At 41.7% G+C, this 23,115-nt stretch carries 21 protein-coding genes; 12 read left to right on the forward strand and 9 right to left on the reverse strand.

Features of this window, described 5'->3' with window-relative positions:
• Positions 1-18: 18 nt before the first annotated feature.
• The 3 genes from glgD to J2S23_RS01455 form a co-directional block, all read right to left on the reverse strand.
• Entirely contained in the window at positions 19-1,137 is a 1,119-nt protein-coding gene (glgD, locus tag J2S23_RS01445) for a glucose-1-phosphate adenylyltransferase subunit GlgD (protein ID WP_307120983.1), read from the reverse strand.
• A 1-nt stretch (position 1,138) separates the two neighbouring features.
• Positions 1,139-2,287, reverse strand: a complete 1,149-nt coding sequence (locus J2S23_RS01450) for a glucose-1-phosphate adenylyltransferase (protein ID WP_307120984.1) — start codon at positions 2,285-2,287, stop codon at positions 1,139-1,141.
• Positions 2,288-2,619: 332 nt separating this feature from the next.
• A complete protein-coding gene (locus J2S23_RS01455; RefSeq protein ID WP_307120985.1) occupies positions 2,620-3,768 on the reverse strand; it encodes a cobalamin-independent methionine synthase II family protein in 1,149 nt (382 codons plus the stop codon).
• A gap of 240 nt (positions 3,769-4,008) precedes the next feature.
• On the opposite strand from J2S23_RS01455, the gene J2S23_RS01460 reads away from it, so the two are divergent.
• Positions 4,009-4,899, forward strand: a complete 891-nt coding sequence (locus tag J2S23_RS01460) for a DUF7916 family protein (RefSeq protein WP_307120986.1) — start codon at positions 4,009-4,011, stop codon at positions 4,897-4,899.
• A gap of 28 nt (positions 4,900-4,927) precedes the next feature.
• Positions 4,928-5,569 (forward strand): GNAT family N-acetyltransferase, encoded by a 642-nt coding sequence (locus J2S23_RS01465; RefSeq protein WP_307120987.1) that lies wholly within the window; start codon positions 4,928-4,930, stop codon positions 5,567-5,569.
• Between the two features lie 511 nt (positions 5,570-6,080).
• Here the strand turns inward: J2S23_RS01465 and J2S23_RS01470 are convergent.
• The 5 genes from J2S23_RS01470 to J2S23_RS01490 all read right to left on the reverse strand — a co-directional run bounded on the left by J2S23_RS01470 (position 6,081) and on the right by J2S23_RS01490 (position 10,278).
• Complete coding sequence (locus tag J2S23_RS01470) at positions 6,081-7,799, reverse strand: phospho-sugar mutase (RefSeq protein WP_307120988.1); 1,719 nt, start codon at positions 7,797-7,799, stop codon at positions 6,081-6,083.
• Between the two features lie 236 nt (positions 7,800-8,035).
• A complete protein-coding gene (locus J2S23_RS01475) occupies positions 8,036-8,623 on the reverse strand; it encodes an ECF transporter S component (protein ID WP_307120989.1) in 588 nt (195 codons plus the stop codon).
• On the reverse strand, positions 8,607-9,161 hold the full coding sequence (gene coaC / locus J2S23_RS01480; protein WP_307121056.1) for a phosphopantothenoylcysteine decarboxylase: 555 nt from the start codon (positions 9,159-9,161) through the stop codon (positions 8,607-8,609). Before coaC ends, J2S23_RS01475 begins: the two co-directional genes overlap by 17 nt.
• Entirely contained in the window at positions 9,158-9,853 is a 696-nt protein-coding gene (locus J2S23_RS01485; protein ID WP_307120990.1) for a phosphopantothenate--cysteine ligase, read from the reverse strand. The genes coaC and J2S23_RS01485 overlap by 4 nt, the downstream gene beginning before the upstream one ends.
• A 53-nt stretch (positions 9,854-9,906) precedes the next feature.
• The gene (locus tag J2S23_RS01490) at positions 9,907-10,278 is read right to left on the reverse strand and encodes a YbaN family protein (RefSeq protein WP_307120991.1); all 372 of its coding nucleotides are present in this window, start codon (positions 10,276-10,278) and stop codon (positions 9,907-9,909) included.
• Positions 10,279-10,512: 234 nt separating this feature from the next.
• Here J2S23_RS01490 and J2S23_RS01495 point away from each other — a divergent pair, with 234 nt between their 5' ends.
• The 5 genes from J2S23_RS01495 to J2S23_RS01515 all read left to right on the forward strand — a co-directional run bounded on the left by J2S23_RS01495 (position 10,513) and on the right by J2S23_RS01515 (position 17,964).
• Positions 10,513-11,223: a glucosaminidase domain-containing protein gene (locus J2S23_RS01495; protein ID WP_307120992.1), complete on the forward strand. Its 711-nt coding sequence runs from the start codon at positions 10,513-10,515 to the stop codon at positions 11,221-11,223.
• Between the two features lie 350 nt (positions 11,224-11,573).
• Complete coding sequence (rsgA, locus tag J2S23_RS01500) at positions 11,574-12,497, forward strand: ribosome small subunit-dependent GTPase A (RefSeq protein WP_307120993.1); 924 nt, start codon at positions 11,574-11,576, stop codon at positions 12,495-12,497.
• A gap of 49 nt (positions 12,498-12,546) precedes the next feature.
• Entirely contained in the window at positions 12,547-14,274 is a 1,728-nt protein-coding gene (locus J2S23_RS01505) for an ABC transporter ATP-binding protein (protein WP_307121057.1), read from the forward strand.
• Between the two features lies 1 nt (position 14,275).
• Positions 14,276-16,024, forward strand: a complete 1,749-nt coding sequence (locus J2S23_RS01510; RefSeq protein WP_307120994.1) for an ABC transporter ATP-binding protein — start codon at positions 14,276-14,278, stop codon at positions 16,022-16,024.
• Positions 16,025-16,293: 269 nt separating this feature from the next.
• Positions 16,294-17,964, forward strand: coding sequence for a formate--tetrahydrofolate ligase (locus J2S23_RS01515; RefSeq protein ID WP_307120995.1), 1,671 nt, complete (start codon positions 16,294-16,296; stop codon positions 17,962-17,964).
• Between the two features lie 61 nt (positions 17,965-18,025).
• Here J2S23_RS01515 and msrB read toward each other — a convergent pair whose 3' ends face one another.
• Positions 18,026-18,457: a peptide-methionine (R)-S-oxide reductase MsrB gene (msrB, locus tag J2S23_RS01520; protein WP_307120996.1), complete on the reverse strand. Its 432-nt coding sequence runs from the start codon at positions 18,455-18,457 to the stop codon at positions 18,026-18,028.
• Between the two features lie 78 nt (positions 18,458-18,535).
• Here msrB and J2S23_RS01525 point away from each other — a divergent pair, with 78 nt between their 5' ends.
• From J2S23_RS01525 to J2S23_RS01545, 5 genes are all read left to right on the forward strand, one after another.
• Positions 18,536-19,309 (forward strand): hypothetical protein, encoded by a 774-nt coding sequence (locus tag J2S23_RS01525; protein ID WP_307120997.1) that lies wholly within the window; start codon positions 18,536-18,538, stop codon positions 19,307-19,309.
• A gap of 194 nt (positions 19,310-19,503) precedes the next feature.
• Positions 19,504-20,202, forward strand: coding sequence for an MgtC/SapB family protein (locus J2S23_RS01530; protein ID WP_307120998.1), 699 nt, complete (start codon positions 19,504-19,506; stop codon positions 20,200-20,202).
• A 175-nt stretch (positions 20,203-20,377) separates the two neighbouring features.
• Positions 20,378-20,710, forward strand: coding sequence for a putative DNA-binding protein (locus J2S23_RS01535; RefSeq protein ID WP_307120999.1), 333 nt, complete (start codon positions 20,378-20,380; stop codon positions 20,708-20,710).
• Between the two features lie 17 nt (positions 20,711-20,727).
• Positions 20,728-22,281 carry a signal recognition particle protein gene (ffh, locus tag J2S23_RS01540; RefSeq protein WP_307121000.1) on the forward strand — a complete coding sequence of 518 codons (1,554 nt, stop codon included), beginning with the start codon at positions 20,728-20,730 and terminating at the stop codon, positions 22,279-22,281.
• Between the two features lie 67 nt (positions 22,282-22,348).
• On the forward strand, positions 22,349-22,657 hold the full coding sequence (locus J2S23_RS01545; protein ID WP_307121001.1) for a hypothetical protein: 309 nt from the start codon (positions 22,349-22,351) through the stop codon (positions 22,655-22,657).
• Positions 22,658-23,115: the final 458 nt, after the last annotated feature.

Consider the following 23,115-nt stretch of genomic DNA (forward strand, 5'->3'; position numbering starts at 1 on the left):
TAACCGTAAAATTGTCAATTAAATAATTTCACGTGGTTTGATATAAACGGGCGTTTCAGGTGTTCCATTGATATCAATCGAGTGCTTGATCTCAGTTTCTTTATCAATGATGGCATTTTCAATCGTTACACCCGAACGAACGGTTACACCATTTAAAATAATAGCATTCTTAACGACAACGCCGTCTTCTATGACAACATCACGATCAATAACAGAATTTTGAACTTGGCCATTGATGATACCACCATTGGAAATCAAACTGCCTGATACTTCAGCGAGCGGTCCGTACAGGGTTGGTGAGCTATCAGTCGTTTGAGTATGGATTGGCCAGTTTGGTTTGAAGAGAAGTCTGCGATTATCAGGGTCGATGAGATCAATCTGAGTCTTGTAGTAAGACTCAATCGTATTGATACAAGCTACATAATCTCGGTGTGCATAGCCAACCATTTTATAATCATTGACCACATCAGCAAGGATTTCCTTAAACCAGTATAGTGAGGATACCTTATTGGCTCTCTTGATGAGTTCAATGAAAAGTGTACGTTTCATGAAGTAGGCTTCTAAAGAAACTTGACGGTTTTTATACTTACCATGGTTTTCTTCAAATCCAACAATGCGTTTTTTCGTATCAAACTTTAAGGTGTCACAGCCGATAAAGGCTTCTTTGGCATCGCTGATGTTTTTGTAAAGAACAGTGATATCAGCTCCAGTTGCTTTATGGTTTTCTTCAACTTTGTTAAAATCTTGGCTATAGACAAAATAACTTGGTGCAATCAATACATATTCTTTTTTGGAACCTTCAATATAACGTAAATTATCGGTAAAGGCTTTGATATCATGCTGGTAAATAGAAGTAGCGTTCGCTTCGCTGTTTAAAAGACGTAATCTGCCTCGTTTAGTATTGATATTGTATTGATCACCTGTTCCGACGTGCTGAATCGTAGAGCGCATTTTAGAAGACATGTAGACTTGAAATTCTGAAATGCCAGAGTTAGAAAAATTCGAAAGTATAAAATCAATAACACGGTATCGCCCTAAGAAGCCATAGGCCTGTGTACTACGGTGAGGCATAAATTCAGGTCCAAAGTCAACGTTATTTCCGTCAATGTTAACAATTCCTAGAGTATTTCTAAGCATTTTAATCCTCCTTGTCATCCTTGTTATAGGCAATATCTTCATCAACTAATAAGATATTGTCTGGTGTCCCAGATAGGACAACACCTGGTCCAACCTTCACTCTATCAGCCACGATAACATAATCTAACGTAGTATCATTGGCAATTTGAGAACCAGGTAAGAGAACAGAATTCCTAACAACAGCACCCTTAGCAACACGAACATCTGTCGAAATCACTGAATGTTCCACATGCCCACCAATAATGGCACCTTTATCGATATAAGCCGATTTAACAACAGCTTCCTTGCCAATCACTTGCGCTGGAGATCCAGAGTCTTCCGAATAAATTCTCCAAGTCGGATCAGCCAGATCTAAATCATTGCTCGTATCTAATAAATCCATGTTAGATTCCCAAAGACTGTTGACAGTACCAACGTCTTTCCAATACCCCTTATAAGGGTGTGCATAAAGTCTAAGCCCATCGGCGAGGTATTTAGGAATAATGTCATGCCCAAAATCATGAGTAGACTCTTCAATCTCTTGATCTTCTAACAAGTATTTTTTCAAGGTCTTCCAGTTAAAAATGTAGATCCCCATAGAAGCTAAATTGCTTTTTGGTTCGGATGGCTTTTCTTCAAATTCCTCGATACGGTAGTCTTCGTCTGTATTCATAATACCAAATCGAGAAGCTTCTTTGATAGGCACTTCGATAACTGCAATCGTAGCATCAGCTTTGTTACGCTCATGCGTTTCTAGGAGTTTATCGTAATTCATCTTGTAAATATGGTCCCCAGAAAGCACCAAGACATATTCAGGCTCGTTAAAATCTATGAAATCGATATTTTGAGTGATAGCATCAGCGGTACCCTTGTACAACCCGAAGCCACCGATTTTTTCGCGAGGCGGTAATACAAAAATACCCGAATCTTTCACATCGAGACCCCAGCGTTGCGACTTAGCGACGTAGGAGTTAAGTTGAACGGATTCATACTGGGTTAGGACTCCAACTACCTCAATACCTGAATTTGCACAGTTACTTAGTGGAAAATCGATAATCCGATATTTTCCACCAAAAGCTACGGCAGGTTTAGCGACTTTTTTGGTAAGTCCTTCTAAACGTGTTCCTCGTCCACCAGCAAGGATCATTGCCAACATTTTATTGTTTGCCAAATCAACCAACTCCTTTAATTTTAGTATGGTTATATTATAGCATAAGTTCACTATAATTGAAACCGTTTTCTGTACTTTTTGATTATTTTTCCAAAAAAATTTCCATACTTTTTACAAAATCCTAAGACATATAAAACTATAAGCATTAAATAGTATATTAATGAGTGATGTGAGACATCTTTTTTCATAAATCAGGCTAAATTTATGAAAATCCTGTTAGGGGTTTCATGGTAGTTATATTGATAATCAGTTAGACTATTTTTGCAAGCTGTCATAGCCAAAATACAAAGCACCAGGTTACAAATGCAACCTGATGTTCTAACTTGTTAGGCTTAGTTTTGCCAGAATTTCTTAGCAATTTCTTGTCCTTGTTTGATTTTGGCCCATTGTTGTGGAGTGGCTAATTCGTTGCCCGAATCACATGAAGCAAATCCACATTGGTGAGATAAGAAGAGGCGTTCTTTAGGGAGAATTTCACTGGCTTCTTCCAAGAGTTTTAAAGCCCGTTTTTCATCATCAAGTGTAGTCGTTTTAGATGAAAGCAGTCCCAAAACGACTTCAGCATCTCGATCCTTAAGAGCTTCAAGAGCTTTCAAATCCCCAGCAACTTCACTGTCCCACTCAAGGAAAAAGCGGTCGTAGCGCTGTTCTTTTAAAAATTTAGCAGCAATAGCTTCATAAGTGCCTTCTGCGGCAGAGCGACTTTCGTAGTTTCCTCGGCAATTGTGCGTCCAAACAGTCAACCCAATTTCGTGTGCATAGTCAATGACTTCGTTATTAATGGCAATGAATTCATCTGCTAATTCAGCTAATCCCGCATTACCATCTGCAAAGAATGAAGCAGGATTTGATTCGTCAAAGAGTTCCCACAGACAATCGTCAAACTGAATGATTTTCCCACCAATTTCCTTGTATTCCTTTAGAAACTCTTTATAAGCGTTGATAAGACCAGCTTTTAAGGCTTCATTAGTTTCGTAGACTTGACCCTCACCCGCCAGTCCATCAAAAATAGCTAATTCGGTATAAGCATGGGCTGGTCCCCAAATGGTTTGTTTGGTTTCGTGATCACCAGCTTCAGCTTGCACTAACTTATAAATGTCAAGGAAATGATGTCCTTTACCTGACAGTGGCTCAGTAATACGAATGCCAATATCTTTCCGGGTTTCAAATTGGTCTCCATCGTGATCTTTAAAGGTGTATCCCCGCTCAGCAATGTATCGTTCAATTCCCTTAAGCCCCCAAACAAAGTCCAAATGCCACATAGAACGACCAAACTCACCGTCCGTAAGGATATCGATGTCGTTTTCTTTTTGATCAGCAATGACTTGTTTGATATCAGCTATTTCTGTTTCTTGATAACCTGGTAAGGCATCGTAGAAAGGGTAGGTAATATCATCGCGATGTTCAATCTCAGTTTTATAGGACTTAAGAGTGGCAGGACGCAAGAGTGAACCGACTAATTGAAATTTTGATTGAGTCATTTTAGAGTCTCCTTTTTATCTATTGGAATCATTTTAGCAGATAAAGCAAGGCTTGAAAAATAGTTAAAAACGGAGTCAGGGTATAGCTTGAAACTATAAGGCGAAAATCTTATGACATTTGAGCTGTTCAATGGGTTTAAAAACAATAGTGGACTCGGCTATTGTTCAGTTATCCAACTAAAACTCCATGTCATTTATGGTATAATAATATTATATTATCTAAAAAAGAAGGGGTTTCCGATGAAACGCTTATTATCTTGTTATACCAGTGACTTTGAAAACATGTCGGCAATTGACTTAAAAGCTGCGATTCTAAGCAGTGAGGGGCGTACTATTTTAGGGGAAACAGTGGTGACTGCAGCGCCCTTGATCGCTGGTGTGACCAATGCGGAGATGATGGCAAGTTTTGGTGCTGACCTCCTGGTTTTAAATGAATTTGATGTCTTTACCCAGTACATCAATGGCTTTGAGGAAGATTGCCCAATTGCTCGTCTAAAGGCGCTCACCGGACGTCCTATCGGCATAAACTTAGAGCCTGTGGATGACCAAGTAGACGTCCAAGACGAGAAAGTAACCCTGTCTGCGGGTCGTTTAGCCACTGCCGCAGCCTATGAGCAGGCCGAGAAACTAGGGGTCGACTTCATCCTGCTGACAGGGAATCCTTCGACAGGTGTCTCGCTCGGTGCCATAAAGGCTTCGATTTCGGTGGCTAAGTCGCATTTTTCAGGACTCGTTTTTGCTGGGAAAATGCATGGCGCTGGTCTGGGGGAGAGTATTGTCAATATCCCTGTTTTGGAGGAGTTTGTGGCCTTGGGTGCAGATGGCGTCCTTATTCCTGCGGTCGGAACGGTCCCTGGCGTCACGGAAGAAGATGCTAGACACGCTGTCCTAGCTGTCAAAAAACGAGGTGGTCTTGTCATGTCAACCATTGGCACCAGCCAAGAAAGTGCTGATAAGGACACGATACGTGCTTTTGCCCTTAGCAATAAGCGTGTTGGAAGTGACATTCATCATATCGGTGACGGTGGCTATGGCCGAATGCCAGAACCTGAAAACCTTATGGCCTACAGCATTGCTATTCGGGGTAAGCGTCATACCTATTTCCGAATGGGACAATCGGTCAGACGCTAGAGATAATTCATCTAGGAGGAGACTATTAATGAAAATTATCCCATTTAGCTCAGAGTACGAAAAATCCTGGGTTTATACCAAGGCACTTAGCCATCTTTTTTCACCCTTTTTTGACGACATGTCACGAGAGAAGGAGGAAATGAACACGGATGTTTACCAGGATCAGATTGACTTGATTGCTGTTGAAGATGACCAAGTTTTAGGATTGTTAACCATCAATATTTACCAGGAAGACATCAGCCAAACCTATCGTTACCATCCTGCCAATAAGGTTGCTTACTTTGAAAACTTGGCTGTGCACCCGGATCATCAAAACATGGGGATTGCTTCGCAACTCTTTGTACAGGCTGAACAAGCTTTGATGGCCAAAGAAGTAGAAGCGCTAGCTATTTTTACCCGTGATGGCGATGCCGCTAACCACCTCTATCAAAAATGGGGCGCCACAGTTGTTGCAGAAGATTTTCTGGTTGTAGGAACACCTAAAGACCAAGAAGGTTTTCAATTTGAGGTGCTCTTAGATGAGAAGCGGCTTAAATTTTCTCGTGATGGGCATGAAATCCCTTATTACCAAAGAGAGGGCGTCTACATCGTTTCTCAAAAAGAAAACTTAGATCTCTTTGATATCGAGCAGGTCTACCATGAGAGGACCTATATTAAGGTGTATCCTTAACCGCAGGCGTAATGAAATAATAAAAAAGCAGAAAGTTTTTATAATACCTCAGACTGAAGACAAAGCCTTTTTTTGAAACTTTCCCTAGGTTATAACGGACGGTAGCGACTTCCTTCGGACATCTGACTCAAGCTATCGCTTGGTCTATTTCCAACCTTTAACAGTCTCCCAGACTGTTAAAGCAAACCTAAGTTTTGAGCCCAAAGTCTCAAAACTACCGAGAGCCTGAAACTATTGCGTTTCAGGCTCTTTTTATCACAGCGGAAAGTTTCTGTTTTTGCTCGCCACGCTCACTAAAAATCCATTAATTTAAATTTGAGTATTATTACTACAGAAAACATGGTTTGTCTACGCTCACAGTTTTTATAAAACCTCTCTGCTTTTTTCATAGAAAGAGAGATAGTGACTTCTGACTGGAAAGTTCCCAACTGGCTTGGTCTACTAGCTCTCAAATACAAAAACACCATGCAAAGAATGAGATTGCGTGGTGTTTTTAAGGGTTTTGTCTAAGCTATTTGACAAAAGCGTTGATTTCAGTTTCAATGGCTTCAATTTTGCTTTGTGCGTCAGCAAGATCAGCTCCGACTGTCGCGATGTAGAATTTAATCTTAGGCTCAGTACCAGATGGTCGTACAGCCAACCATGAATCATCCGCCAATGTGTATTTTAACACATTGCTTGGTGGTGTCGTAAGAGCAATCACCTGGCCATCAGCAGTGGTTGATGTTAATTCTTGGAAGTCTTCTGTTTTCGCTACTGCAATATTGCCAAAGGTGGCTGGAGCTTCTCCACGGAATTTATCCATGATTTTCTTGATTTCAGCGGCACCATCAACACCTGACAAGGTCACTGAGATCGTTTTTTCAGCGAAATAGCCATACTCATTGTAGATTTCATCAATGCCATCAGCTAACGTCAAGCCTCTAGAGCGATAGTAAGCAGCAATTTCAGCAATCAAGAGAAGAGCCTGGATGGCATCCTTATCACGCACAAATGGCTTGATCAGATAGCCGAAGCTTTCTTCAAACCCAAACATGTAAGTGTGGTTGCCAGTATCTTCAAATTCTTGAATTTTTTCCGCAATGAATTTAAAGCCTGTAAGGACATTGAACATGGTTGCGCCATAGCTTTCGGCGATTTTAGTGACCAATTCCGTTGAAACAATGGATTTAGCAAGGGCAGCATTAGTAGGTAAGGTACCAGCTTGCTTATGGGCTTCGAGGATGTATTTAGCAATAATTGCGCCAATTTGGTTTCCAGAAAGATTGGTGTAACTGCCATCTGGTTGACGAATTTCAACACCAAGACGGTCAGCATCTGGATCTGTTGCCACTAAAACATCTGCACCAACTTGACGTCCTAGCTCTTCAGCCATGGAAAAAGCTGCCTGACTTTCAGGGTTAGGGGATTTAACTGTTGAAAAATCTGGATCAGCTACAGCTTGTTCTTCAACGATTTCAACAGACTCAAAACCAGCTTGAGCGAGGGCTCGGCGGGCCAACATTTCACCTGTTCCGTGAAGAGGTGTATAAACAATTTTCATGTCACGGCCATACTGATCAATGAGGTCTTGGTTGATGTTGACTGATTTTACTTCTTTTAGGTATTCGGCATCGACTATTTCACCGATAACTTCCACAAGTCCGCTTTCTTTGACGGCGTCCAAGTCAGCCACTGCAATCGCAAATGGATCTTGGATGGCACGAATATAATCCGTAAGAGCATCCGCGTCTGCTGGAGGCATTTGACCACCATCTTCCCCGTATACTTTATAACCATTAAATGGAGCAGGGTTATGGCTGGCAGTAATCATGATACCAGCCCAAGTGTTGAGATGGCGAACCGCAAAAGAAAGCTCTGGCGTAGGGCGAAGTCCTTCGAAAACATAGGCTTTGATGCCATGCTGCGCTAAAACGGCAGCTGACTCATCCGCAAATTCTGGTGAATAGTGACGGCTATCATAAGCAATAACGACACCTCGTTTTTTAGCGTCCTCACCCTTGCTTTCGATCAGTTGGGCCAATCCTTCAGTCGCTTGCCGTACCACGAATATATTGATACGGTTAGTTCCTGCACCGATGATACCACGCATACCGGCCGTGCCAAACTCTAAGTTTGTGTAAAAGGCATCTTCCTTGGTTTTTTCATCCATGGAAATCAACTCTTCACGTAAGTCATTAGGAAGGTTAGAGGCATCTAACCATTTTTGGTAGTTTTCTTGATAGGACATGGGAAAAGCTCCTTTAATATTTAATCGCTTTCATTATATCATGATTTTGTAAAAATAACAGTTAAATATTTAAAATTTCAGAAAAATTTTCAGTAATTTTCGAGTGTATTATCTTAATTCCCTAGGACTAAGCAATAAAAAAGTGGCAATCGTTCCAAAACGATTGACCACTTTTTTGGCTCTATAATTTCTGTAGTGGGTAACTCCCTCTATGGAGATTATGGAGCCTTTTTGAGTTATGCTTTTTTAGCTAATTTCTGCAAGGAAGGCACGATTGCTAAAGTAAGCATTGCAGAAATAAGCATTTCTGCGATGGCATTACCTCCGAACACAACCGCCAACATTGCTTGAATATCTCCTGAATAGACATTTGCAAAAAGAATGAAAATCCCACCTAGTACAAAAAAAGTATTAGTCATGGAACCAATCGCACCAGCGATGATCAGTCCAGTCTTATGATGGAGCCATTTGTAGACAAAATAGGGCGTAATCCCAATCAGTACTCGAGGGACGATAGCAATGATAAGGGACAAGAAACTGCCATTTGGAACAAAGGGTGAAAATAAATAACTTGTTGGTAACAATACAAATGTATTCGCTATAACGCTGATAATCCCCATCAAAAACCCTAGTATCCCCCCAATACGAGGACCGTAGATAATAGAGGCTATGATAACAGGGACATGAACCAATGTGGGCTTAATCGGAAATGGAATGACATTAAAGATAAAGGACGTCATGAAATGGATAACCAACATTGTGGCAAAGAACATGGCAATAACCGCCAGTTGGTTCGCTTGTTTTTTTCTACTGAGTGATGGCATTTAGGGTCTCCTCAATTGTTTCGATGATAAGTGAAAGGTCTGCTAAAGCACCGCGTCCAAAGTCGCCACAGGCTAGCAGTGCTTCCCGAGGTAAGATTTCCTCGTAGCCATACTGTGTCAGTGTAGCAAGATTAGATTGAGTGATGGGATTTTGGTACATCTGAGTATTCATGGCAGGAGCGATTAATTTTGGTGTGTCCGCAGGCAGCGCTAGGGCAACGCATGAAACGATGTCGTCTGCTAACCCATGTGCCAATTTAGCGATAGTATTAGCTGAAGCTGGGGCTACCAAAAAAAGGTCCGTTTGTTTTGCAAGTTCAATGTGGTTGACTTTATCGACTTGAGGTTCTTCCATAACATCGAGATGAACCTGATTTTTGGAGAGAACCTGAAGGGTCAACGGGGTGATAAAGGCAGTCGCAGATTTGGTCATCAACACAGTGACCTCATAATCGAGTTTTCCCAATTGACTGACAAGTTCTGCGGCCTTATAGGCTGAAATAGAGCCGGTAACGGCTAATGTCAAGCGTTTCATTATTTTTCGTCCTCAATCTGTTTTAAAAAAGTAAGAACCATCTCAGCAATGCCCTGTTTTGTTTCGGTCTGTATGGCTTCAGATGTTGTTACAAGGTAAGCCTTGTGACTATCTGCTGAGATTTCGGTCAGGTCGTTAGCAACGATGGCATCCGCCTTATTCTTAATTAGGCTTGCACGCGCCACTTCAAATAGTTCTTGCTGAGAAACAGCAACTAATAATTTGAAGCCGATTAAATGAATAGCTGGATTCCACTTCTTAATCTTACTGATCACTTTGGGTGTCTTTTTCAGAAAAAGAACCTGGTAATCTGCTGAAGAAGAAATTTTGGTCTCAGCATTGTGGGCTGTTAGGAATTGCGATAAGTCGTTGCTTTCAGAGACCGTCTCAAAATCAGTCATGTAGACTGGCGTGTAGTCAGAAACGGCCATGGCATGAATAATAGCATCGTGAGTTTTGACCAGTGGTTCAAGGGTCTCCATTAAGGAAGTAACATTCGTAATTAGATGAAGCGTTAACCGATCATGAGGTTGGGGTTTGAGCGCATGTTTAGTGGTCACAAAGGTGACGTGATGTCCCGCCTCTAAAAAGCGTTCAGCCATGACCTGTCCTAGACGGCCAGTTGCTTTATTGGTAATGTCACGAACGGAATCAATGGCTTCAGAAGTTCCCCCAGATGTGATAATGATTTTCATAGCAGTATTTTATCCTATTTAGAGGCTTAAGTCCACTTTCTGAGAGGACTAGGTTATTTCTTTTTGGTTTTGAAGGCCCAGTACCAAGACAGGCCTATGATGTGGGCCAAGTAAATCCCGCCAAGCATCCATTTGACCCAGATAGGAGGTGCTATCAAAATACTAAGGCCAAAAACGATGGTCAAGGAAAGAAAAATATGTGATTTTTTGCGATTAGAAACTTGGCCATGGATGAAAGGTTTGACGATGTATTCGTCATAATGTTTTGATCCAGTTAATTTGTTGTAAAATTTATCAGATGACCGAGCGAAACAGTAGGCTGCTATCATGTAAAAGACAGTTGTCGGTAATACTGGTAAGTAGAGACCTAAAGTACCTAGTGCAAATGTTAGTAGCCCAATAATGAGGAAGAATATTTTTTTCATGAATTGTCCTATTGATTGTTTTTTTTAGTGAATAAAGCAATAGTAGTAGTTTACCATATCTATTAGAAAAACGAAACCGTTTGCTAACTTTAGTCATTTTGGGAAGTCCATTGTTAAAATCTGTAAAATAAATATTACACAATTGTCATAGAATGTCCTCTATTCGTCAAATCCCTTCGTTATACTTTGAGATATAGTGAGAATTATAGGATTTAAAAAGAATTGGAGATAAGAATGACTAAAGGAACTCAAAAATGGATGATGGCTGGGTTGGCTTTAAGCGGTATGATTGCTGGTTTATTTGGCAATCCTTTTAGCGAGTCAGAAAACAATACTGTAGAAGCAGAGGGTCTAACAGGTGATGCCACTGTTAACTTTATTAATCTAGTGGGTGAGCGAGCTCGACAAATTGCACAAGAACGTGATCTTTACGCTTCCGTTATGATTGCGCAAGCGATTTTAGAATCCCACAGTGGTCAGTCTGGTTTAGCACTTGGGCCAAGTTACAATCTTTATGGCATCAAAGGGTCTTATTATGGCAATTCTGTGACCATGAAAACCTGGGAAGACGATGGCTTTGGGAATCCGTATTACATTGATGCGCCATTTAGGGCTTATAATAGCTGGGCTGAGTCAATGTACGATTATGCGAATTTGCTAAGTACTGATTTTTATGCAGGAGCCCGTAAATCCTATGCGCCTAATTATTGGGATGCGACAGCAGCGTTAACAGGCACTTATGCGACAGATACGACCTACAATCTCAAACTAAATAGCATTATCGAAGCCTATGGGTTAACCGTATATGATCAACCAGCATATGGGTATCTCCCTGGAGCTGATGAATCGGTTTGGAATCATTACCGAGGGCAATACACCTCAGCTCAAATATTAGCTGAAGATCAAGCATGGGCAACCTACACTAATTCAGGTTATGGCTATTAAACAAGTCAAAGCACTCGTTCGGGTGCTTTTTTAGATTTTTCGTTCAGAAATTTTCTGAACTCTCTTGACAGAAAGTGCTTCGCATGCTAAACTAATACACGTTATCAAACAATGAAAGGAGTTTTTAACTATGAACACAGTATTAAAAATGACAGCAACAGTGTTGGCAATAACTCCTTCAAAGAAATGTGATCTAGACTTGTAAGATAAGTGGAAACTGACCTAATTCCTTTTACCTAAAAAGCCGAATCCTATTCTTTCTGGTGTCTTTTGCCATGGAAGGATAGGATTTTTTGTGTGTAAAATCCTTGTGCAATGAAATGAGTAAGGATAAGGAAAGAAGGAAGCAAATGGCTTATTTATTAGAAAAAGTAACAGGTGTCGAAAAACTCGCGCGCGTGGTTTCTGAAACCAAGGGTAGCTATCAAGTTGGATTAGTGGATGGGAGTCTCCTATCCATCGATAAAAAGCGGTTGAAGGAGTGCTATTATGTGGGAGATATTGTTAGGCTAGATACGGTAGCAAAAGAGCAGACAATTTCTGGCCTTATCGAGCGGAACCGTATCGTCAAAAAAGCCAGAAATAAAACGGCTAAGGACGAGCATTTTGCCGCTAAAGAGCAAATACTGGCTACAAATGTAGATCAACTCATGATTCTACTGGCTGTCGATCAAAACCTGTCTTTAGCTAAGTTAGAACGGTATCTTATGGTTTTTGGCCAAGAGGAGTTAGATGCTCATGTCCTGCTGACCAAGTGTGATCTAGATGATAACTACAAGGGCTTTATCGCACAAGTTAATGCCTTGTATCCAGAGGTTCATATCCATCCAGTTAGTCTCTATCAGCCAGAGCAACTTCAGGAGGTGCAGAACCTTCTTCCAAAAGAAGGGGTAACACTCTTGATTGGTAGTTCTGGGGCTGGTAAGACCAGTCTAATCAATAGCTTTCTAGGTGAAGAAGTATTTCAAACACAGGCTGTTCGCAAGGACAGCAAGGGAAAACATACCACGACAACTAGTCTGATGATCCCTCTGCCACAAACCAAGGGATATCTGATTGATACACCTGGGTTTAAGGGAATTGACAGTAGAGATAGGCTCTATCCAGAGCGTTTATTTGGTCATATTTATGAGATTGCAGAGGACTGTAAATTTAGCAATTGCAAGCACGATACGGAGCCTGGCTGTGCTATCAAAGTAGCTTTGACTGGTGGAGAATTGGCGAACGAAATATGGCAGCGGTATTGCTATCATAGTCAGTCGTTAACGATTTAAAAGGGAAGATGAAGGAGTATGTATGAAGGAAACAAAGACGAGCCAGAGCATGTTAGCAGCGATCTGGACTTTCGTGAAAACCAACTGGATGACCTATAGTGTGGTGGCCGTTGGCCTGACCGTCTCTTATGGGCTTTTTGTCGTGCCGACCAAGATGACTCAGACAGTGATTAATCACATTAGCCAGGGAACTCTGACTCGGGAAAATCTGATAACGGCCATTGCTACAGTTTTGAATGCTGGAATCGTGACCTATGTTGCTGACCACATCTGGGTTCGTCTCTTATTTGGAAAAGCTAGCAGCTATCGCTTTGACCTACGCCGTCGCCTGTTTGGTAAGCTGATTCAGATGCGGACGCCCTTTTATGAAAAATTCCGCTCCGGAGACATGCTGACACGCTTTACCAATGACACCAATGACTATTCCGAATTACTCGGTTTTGGGGTTATGAGTATTTTTTCGGCCCTAGGAACCATTTTCTTTGTCTTGCCTGCTATGGTCATGATTTCCTGGCAAATTACGCTTTTGGCTGCCTTGCCTATTATCATCTTAGGCGTTCTAGTTTACCTGATCAGTGCCAAGCAAGAGATTGCTTCTGAGGAATCTCGGGAAGCTGTGGCGCAACTGAGCAACGAGGTCTTAGAAGTGGTTGAAGGGATCCGAGTGACCCGCGCTTACGGAAAAAAAGAGTTGGGGGCGAGACGTTTTCAAGAAAAAACAGCTAACTTGGTCAAGAAAAATGACAGGATTATGTTTTACCAATCCGCCTATGGCCGGTTATCGCTTACCTTTTTAGGGCTCAGTACCGCTTTTGTCGTCGGTTTTGGTGGGCACTACATGACCCAGGGACAACTCCAGCTTGGAGACGTCGTGGCCCTGCAACTCTATGCCATCATGCTCATGGACCCAATGTGGGTGCTGTCGGATATGGTTCTGATTTATCAGATTGGAAAGGTTGCCTTTGACAAGCTGACCGAACTAATGGAGACGACCGATGATATGGAAGAGGACGGTCAGCTCGCATTTGGAGAATTAGACCGCATCCGTTTTGAAGATTACAGTTTTACCTATTCAGGCAGCCAGCAGCCAGCGCTTGACCATATCACAGTGACCTTGGAAAAAGGTCAGACACTGGGGATTGTCGGCAAAACTGGTAGTGGGAAGACGACCTTGGTCAGACAATTATTACGTCAATATCCTGTGGGAACAGGCCAATATCTAGTCAATGATCGCCCGATTACCAGCTACCGACGAAGAGTTTTCGAAGATAAGCTGGGCTACGTGCCCCAAGAGCATATATTGTTTTCCCGCAGTGTGGAAGACAATATCCGTTTTGGTCAGCCCAATTCCAAGGCTGTCCAGATAATTAATGCAGTAGAGGCAGCCGCCTTTTCGGATGATTTGGAGCGAATGAGCGAAGGGCTCTCTACCATGGTTGGAGAAAAAGGAGTTTCTATCTCAGGCGGTCAAAAGCAGAGGATTTCTATTGCAAGAGCTTTAATCAAAGAGCCAGAACTCTTGATTTTGGACGATTCTCTTTCGGCAGTTGATGCCAAAACCGAACGCCAAATCATCGGAAATATCCAGAAACTTCGTGCGGGCAAGACCAACGTGATTGTGACCCATCGCTTATCTGCGGTGCAACACGCGGACTGGGTTATTGTTTTAGATGAGGGGCGCGTGATTGAGGAAGGACGGCCAGAAGAATTGGTCCGTCAAAATGGTTGGTATGCTGAGCAATACCAACGCCAACAAAGTGAAGAAGGAGGTGCTTAAATTGAACATTGCCATTCGTTTAGTATCAGAAATTAAGCATTTCTGGAAATTATTTGCTGCAGGAATGATCCTCATGCTGGTTTCGGGTTTTATGATTCAAGGCGCACCGCTCATTGTCCAGGGTGTGATTGATAACCTGTTAACCCCAGTGTCTAAGGGAGCTATCCTGGATACAGGACGCCTCATGAACCAACTTGGTCTTTTCGTTGGTTTGACCGTTGTAGGCAATGCCATCAGTTATGGGTCTGTAAGGCTTCTCATGCATGTGGCCAACAAGGTCGGTGAAACCCTGCGAAATAGAGCTTATGATACCATGCAGGCTCTGCCTATTTCCTATTTTGACGACAAACCTGCTGGCAAGATTTCAGCCCGCATCGTCAACGATACCGAGACGCTACGCAGTCAATTCTACGGGACTATGCTCTCGAACGTCATCATTAACCTGTTGTGGGTCGTGATTATCTATGTCGTCTTGCTGTCTTTAAACCTTTGGCTGGGCGTTGCGCTGTTGCTCTTGATTCCCATATTTATCTTTTGGCAAAAAGCATACGGTAAACAGACAGAAGCTGCCATGACAGATTTTTACGAAGCCCAGAGTGAGCTTAACAGTCAAGTCAATGAAGCCATGAACGGCGCCAGCATTATCCAGCTCTTCGGCCAAGAAGAGTCCATGACAGAGCAGTTTGACGTAACCGCCCAGCGCATGCTAACATCAGACTTAAAAATGACCAAGGTTGAGGCTACCATGTCCTGGACCTTAGTCGAGTTGTTTAAACGCCTTGTTTTAGCCTTAATTCTAACGACAGTTGGCTACTATGTCATTGGTGGTCGTCTAGGGATTACGGCAGGCTTGATTTTCTCTTATGTCAATTATGTGGAACGTCTCTTTAATGCCCTAGGGATGTTGGTCAGATTGTTACCTAACATGCAGCGTTCTTTAGCGACTGGCAAACGGGTTTATGAGCTTTTGGACCAAGCACTTGAAGCAGACAGTGAAGAGGTATTAACGGTGTCTGCTGGAAATGTTGTGTTTGAGAATGTTTCTTTTGCCTATAAGGATGACAACTGGGTCTTGAAAAACATTAGCATTGATGCTAAAAAAGGACAAACGATAGCCCTTGTTGGTCACACAGGATCAGGGAAAAGTTCTATCATGAACCTGCTCTTTCGTTTTTACGACCCTCAACAGGGTCGCATCCTAATCGATGGACAGGATATCTCTAACTATAATCGGGAGAGTGTCCGGGCAGATATGGGGATAGTCCTTCAAGACCCTTATCTCTTTACAGGGACTATTGCCAGCAATGTCGCCATGGATGACGCTGATATGCCAGAAGCAGTCATCAAAGAAGCGCTTGAGAAGGTCGGCGCTAGCCCTATGTTAGAGCGCTTGGATCAGGGGATTTATGAGCCTGTCGTCGAAAAAGGCAATGCCTTTTCAAGTGGAGAGCGGCAGTTGATTGCCTTTGCCAGAACCCTGGCCTCTGACCCTAAAATCCTAATCCTTGATGAAGCAACCTCGCACATCGACACCGAGACCGAAGTAGTGATTCAAAAAGCCATGGATGTGGTCAAGGAAGGACGGACGACCTTTATCATCGCCCATCGCCTCTCTACCATTCAAACGGCAGATCAAATCCTCGTTCTACATGAAGGGGAGATTGTCGAGCGTGGTAATCATCAAGAGCTCCTGGCACTTGGCGGACGCTATGCTGATATGCACCGCCTGCAACAACGGGTTTCCGTTTAGGACACCAGATACTTTCGGATAGCAGAGTAACTCATCACAATGTGAGTAGAGTGGGCGCTCAGTAAATTAGTTGATTGCTAGGACATATTAAGAGCAAGTAGACCTTTAAAAAGGAAGTCTACTTGCTCTTTTTATATTCCATACATTACGGCTGAAAATAGAGTCTTTGTTCGGATTACGTAATATGTAAAACGCTTTTTTTAATAAGTTCCAAATGAAATGAAAATATCATGGTATAATAGGAGCAAATGATCTTCAAAGGAGTTGTCATGAAAACCGATATTGAGATTGCACAGAGTGTTACATTAAAACCCATTACTGACATTGCCCATAAGGCTGAGATCAAGGAAGATGATTTAGAGTTATATGGCAAATACAAGGCCAAATTGTCTTTTGATGCCATTTTGGAAGCAGAAAAAAATGATAAAGGCAATTTAATTTTAGTGACGGCCATCAACCCGACACCAGCAGGTGAGGGCAAGTCTACAGTGACGATTGGTTTGGCCGATGCCTTATCTCATATAGGCAAAAAAACCATGATTGCTCTTCGTGAGCCTTCACTAGGCCCTGTTATGGGGGTTAAGGGCGGTGCAGCAGGAGGTGGCTTTGCTCAAGTTCTTCCTATGGAAGACATCAATCTTCATTTTACAGGAGATATGCATGCCATCACAACTGCCAATAATGCGTTGTCTGCCCTTATTGACAACCACCTGCATCAAGGTAATGAGCTCAATATCGACCCACGTCGCATTCTTTGGAAACGGGTTGTAGATCTGAATGATAGGGCCCTTCGCCAGGTGACTATTGGACTTGGAAGCCCACTTAATGGTATTCCGCGTGAAGATGGTTTTGATATTACGGTAGCTAGTGAAATCATGGCTATTCTCTGTCTGGCGACTAGCCTTGAAAACCTCAAAGAGCGCTTGGCAAGTATTGTGATTGGTTATCGGTATGACCGTAGCCCAGTCTATGTGCGTGACCTCAAGGTAGAAGGTGCCCTTGCGCTTATCCTCAAAGACGCCTTGAAACCGAATTTGGTTCAAACGATCTATGGCACACCTGCCCTTGTTCACGGTGGTCCATTTGCCAATATTGCCCACGGTTGTAACTCCGTTCTTGCGACGACGACTGCGCTAGGACTAGCGGACTATGTGGTTACTGAAGCTGGTTTTGGAGCTGATCTAGGTGCAGAGAAATTCCTAGACATCAAGGTACCACAACTTCCAACAACACCTGATGCTGTTGTCATTGTTGCGACCATTCGTGCCCTTAAAATGCATGGTGGCGTTGCGAAGACAGACTTAACGGACGAAAATGTTGATGCACTAGAAAAAGGTTTTGCAAACTTAGCCCGCCACGTTGCCAATATTCGCCAGTATGGGGTGCCAGCAGTAGTGGCCATCAATGAATTTGTTTCTGATACTGAAGCTGAAATCGAGACGCTTAAAGCACTTTGTGCATCAATTGATGTGCCAGTGGCATTGACCTCTGTCTGGGCGAAAGGTGCTGAAGGTGGCGTCGCTTTAGCAGAAACCTTGATTAAAACACTGGATACCAAACCAAGCGACTATACCCGTCTATACCAAGATAACCAGAGTATTGAAGCGAAAATCGAAGCCATCGTGACCAAGATTTATGGTGGCAACAAGGTTATTTTTGAAAAGAAAGCCCAAACGCAAATTGCTCAAATTGTTAAGAATGGCTGGGATAATTTGCCAATCTGTATGGCCAAAACCCAGTATAGTTTTTCTGACGATCCAACCTTGCTTGGGGCTCCTGAAAACTTTGCTATTACCATTCGCGAGTTGGTGCCAAAACTCGGTGCAGGCTTTATTGTGGCCCTTACTGGGGATGTCATGACCATGCCGGGTCTGCCAAAAGCTCCAGCTGCCCTTAATATGGACGTGACCTCTGATGGCACAGCAGTAGGGCTCTTCTAAGATAAACCAAAAGACCTCTATCAATCTTTCAAAGGATTGCTGGAGGTCTTTTATTAAGGTTTTAAGGTTTAAACATGGCTTCATACTCTGCATAGCCTTCAGCTGCCAAGTTATCCTTAGGAATAAAGCGCAAGGCTGCTGAGTTGATGCAGTAGCGCAAGCCACCTTGATCCACAGGACCATCGGAAAAAACATGCCCTAGATGGGAATCAGCCTCTTGGCTACGCACTTCGATACGGTGCATGCCGTAGCTACAGTCTGCCAGATTTTTAACCTTGGTAATCGGCTTTGTAAAGGCCGCCCAACCGCACCCAGCATCATACTTGTCCAGAGAGGAGAAGAGTGGCTCGCCGCTCACGATATCGACATAGATCCCTTCCTCATAAAAATCATCGTATTCCCCGGTAAAAGGTGCCTCAGTTGCGTTATTCTGCGTGACCTCATATTGGATATCTGTCAAACGCTCTTTTAAATTTTCTTTAGAATCAGTCATAGCTAAACCTCCTTTTTACCTATTATAGCGCAGATGTCTTCCTTATGGTAAAATGAAGTCACAAAGAAAGGAATTCCAATGAAATCTATTTATGCTTATGAAACCATCGAAGCGATACAGAAGGTCAAACCGTTGACAGAGAACCTACTTTCTGCGTCGACGGCCTATAAGGCCTACTTAGCAGAGCGTTTTCAACTGTTTGAACCGGCAGAAGCAGTGGTATGGACGACAGCAGAATCGGCGATGACCATCTTATCTCAAAATGTCGTCCCAGCTTATAATAACGGTACTCGAATTGTGATCAGCCCAGATGTCCGCGAATGGCAGAGCTTCTTTCTGGAAGGATTTGCACCCTATTCAGATATGCCGGTAGAAGTTCTAAATTATTATAAAAACTTATCCGAATCCCATGTGAAACAGGTCTTTTTCCATGAATTGACACATGACTGTGATATTTTTGGAGCGGATTACGACAGTGAGCGAGACGACTTGTGGTTTGAAGAAGGTATGTGCGAATACATTTCGAGATACTATCTCTTATCCAACGATGAATTTCTTAACATCAAACAGATTGAAGAATTACAAGTGGCTTATTTTGAAACTAAATTAGGACATTTCAATCTCGAATCATTTGATCAGACCACTTATGAAAAAGGACAGCGAGCTTATCTCATGTCCTTTTATGCCAAGGCCTTCATAGAAATCTGCCATCTTGTAGAAGCCTACGGAAGTCTATCTGGTGTTTTAGAGAGATATCAGAAATGGTGGGGTGCAAAGACCAATCAAACCTTGTATGACTGGTTACACAGTTCATTAAACAAAAAGCTTGAAGAAAGCAGTAAAATCTGTTAAGATGGTTACATGCGATGAGCCGAATTTGGCATTTGCCATATTTGCGCATGGGAGGTCATTAACGCAGGAGCGGACCTTGATAGATTGTGTGAACCTTTCTATCTCACTCTCTGAGTGCCCATAACCCCACTTAATTGTGGGGTCTTTTTTGTTATAAAAATGATATAATAGCAGTAACAAGAAAGGAGATTGTCATGGATTTTTTAACCCAACCTTTTGAAGCGATCCGTGTGCTCACCCCTTTAGAAATGGTTATTCGGATAGTCCTAGCTATTCTTTTAGGTGGAATAGTAGGAATGGAGCGGGGGATCAAAAATAAGGCAGCTGGTTTACGAACCTTTATTCTAGTGTCACTAGGCTCAGCCATCATCATGATGACTAATCAGTACATCCATCAAATCTATGGCGAAGGAGACCCTGTTCGAATGGGGGCTCAAGTCGTTAGTGGGATAGGTTTTCTAGGTGCTGGTACCATTATGGTTACCACTAAAAACCAAATTAAGGGCTTGACAACAGCTGCTAGCCTCTGGGGAGTTGCAGCTAATGGCATGGCAGTGGGTATCGGTGCCTATGAATTGGCTATCCTTGGGGGTATTATGGTGTATCTCACCATGGAAGTGGTCATTCGACTGGACCTTTACATTCGAAATAAAAGTAAAATTGTTGATATCTATGTTGAGATTGATAAAAAAACTCCTTTAGATACAATTCGCCAAAAGCTATCTGAAAAAGATATCTCTATCCATAAAATGGAGTATATCACTGATAAAAATCCTCATGATAGTGTTTCTCCATTAATTGTAGGGATTCCTGTCACCGAAAAATACAGCTTTGAAGATATTTGTACCATTATAGAGAGTATAGAAGGCGTTATTTACACAGAAAGATCTTGACATAATTTTATTTATGTAATAAATAAAATTTATTAATCTGTTTGCTTTACATAATTTTAGTTATGACTAATAAATTATTCTAATTTGGGCTTATTCTGAACTCTTTTGGCCATGTAGCATTCTCATACAGGGATATTTTTCCCAAATACAGTATATTTTTGATATAATAGAACTTATGGAAATTGAAAAAACAAATCGCATGAATGCGCTTTTTGAGTTTTATGCTGCCTTATTAACTGATAAGCAAATGAACTATATCGAGCTTTATTACGCAGATGACTACAGTCTGGTCGAAATTGCAGAAGAGTTTAAGGTTAGTCGACAAGCAGTGTACGACAATATTAAACGGACTGAGAAGATTTTAGAAGACTACGAGAAGAAATTGCACATGTACTCTGACTACATTGTTAGAAGTCAGATATTTGATGATTTTTTGGACAAGTATCCAGAGGACACTTTTATCCAAGAGAAAATTTCCCTACTAGCTAGTATCGATAATAGAGATTAAGGAGAACTGGTAATACCATGGCATTTGAAAGTTTAACTGAGCGTTTACAGAACGTATTTAAGGGGCTTCGCGGAAAGAAAAAGATTTCAGAAGCGGACGTTCAAGAAGTCACTAAAGAGATTCGATTAGCGCTTTTGGAGGCTGACGTTGCTCTTCCTGTCGTTAAAGAATTTGTGCGAAATATTCGTACACGTGCTCTAGGTCAGGAAGTTATTGATACGCTCAATCCTGCCCAACAGGTTGTTAAAATTGTTAATGAAGAGCTAACTGAAATATTAGGATCGGATACGGCAGAGATTAACAAGTCACCTAAGATTCCGACCATTATTATGATGGTGGGTCTTCAAGGGGCTGGTAAGACAACCTTTGCTGGGAAATTAGCTAATAAACTGAAGAAAGACGAAAAAGCTCGTCCGATGATGATTGCTGCGGATATCTATCGTCCAGCCGCTATTGATCAGTTAAAAACGCTTGGTCAGCAAATCGATGTTCCTGTGTTTGAACTAGGAAATCAAGTCTCTGCTGTAGAGATTGTGCGTCAAGGGTTAGAAGAAGCCCGCAAGCATCATAATGATTATGTCCTTATCGATACAGCTGGTCGTCTTCAGATTGATGAAGTGTTGATGACAGAACTCCGTGACGTTAAGTCTTTAGCACAACCTAACGAAATCCTACTTGTTGTGGATGCCATGATTGGTCAAGAAGCAGCTAACGTTGCCCGCGAGTTCAACGAACAACTGGATATCACAGGTGTTGTCCTAACCAAGATTGATGGAGACACTCGTGGGGGTGCTGCCCTTTCTGTTCGTCAAATTACTGGGCAACCGATCAAATTCACTGGTACCGGTGAGAAAATCACAGATATCGAGACCTTCCACCCAGATCGAATGGCCAGCCGTATTTTGGGAATGGGTGATTTGTTAACACTCATTGAGAAGGCATCAGCAGATTATGATGAGAAGAAATCACTTGAGCTCGCTGAAAAAATGCGAGAAAATACTTTTGATTTCAATGATTTTATTTCACAGTTAGACCAAGTTCAGAACATGGGACCTATGGAAGAATTGCTGAAGATGATTCCTGGAATGGCTGGAAATCCAGCTGTCTCAAACCTCAAGGTTGACGAGAAGGAAATTGCTCGTAAGAAGGCCATTGTCCAATCGATGACTCCTGAAGAACGCGAAAATCCAGATCTATTAACACCAAGCCGTCGCCGTCGTATCGCAGCTGGTTCAGGCAATAGTTTCGTAGATGTCAACAAATTCATCAAAGATTTTAACCAAGCTAAAACTATGATGCAAGGTGTGATGAGCGGTGACATGTCCAAAATGATGCGTGACATGGGAATCAACCCGAATAATATGCCGAAAAACATGCCAAATATGCCTGATATGTCTGGCATGGATATGTCAGCTCTTGGAGGGATGCCTGGTATGCCTGATATGAGCAGTATGGACATGAGTCAAATGTTCGGTGGAGGCCTTAAAGGAAAAATCGGTGCCTTTGCTGCAGAACAAAGCATGAAACGCATGGCTAACAAAATGAAAAAAGCGAAGAAGAAGCGTAAATAAAAATCAAGCGGCTGGACACTATCTGCCAGTCGCTTTCGCTATTATTGATAAGGAGAGGATGTCTTAAATGAGTAATAGTTTCTTTTTAATTCTTTTCACCTGCTTGCTTTATGGGATTATTCGATATTTCTCATACATCACAAAGGATAGAGAATCCCATGAGGACGGCGGTCGACTCAATAGCCTTTTTATCGGACGGTTGCTCTTTTGGCTCGGTGGTATTATCCTAATCTTCTTTATTATTGATATTTTTAGGATTCAAATGGCAGCAAATCCTGGATATGGTTTTATCGGTGCAGGATTGATACTTCTAACGATTATTATATTAATAATTATTGAAATAGTAATTAATAAGCAGAAAAAATCACAAAAATAGAGTTAAATGTGGTCAGCAATAAGGTCTTAGATGTTCAAAGATATTATTAAAAGATTAGCTTATCTAATAAATAGAAATTATCAATTCCTATCAGGAACATAGTTAATGAAATAAGGTAAAATGAACGACAATGGTTTTAATCGACCTCAGGAATGTTATACCATTTGTTTAAAAGGTCTATCTATAATAGGCCTTTTTATATCACAGAGAAAGCATCTATTAAATGACTGCAGAAAATAAAGTTCATTGGTAAAGCATAATAGTAAAAAATTTTTAGTTATTTTAGTTTTATTTTATTATGTAATGAAAAGTCCATTTTTTAATTGTAATTAAGTTCCAAACACAAAGAAGAAATTAATTACAATAAATCCAATTTTCACTTAAAAACTAAAAATTTATGTACTTTATATCTAACAGTACCTAAACCCTTGATACATCTATAATTGAAGCATAAAGTA

The organism is Streptococcus moroccensis, from assembly GCF_030812835.1.
In the GTDB taxonomy this organism is placed as follows: domain Bacteria; phylum Bacillota; class Bacilli; order Lactobacillales; family Streptococcaceae; genus Streptococcus; species Streptococcus moroccensis.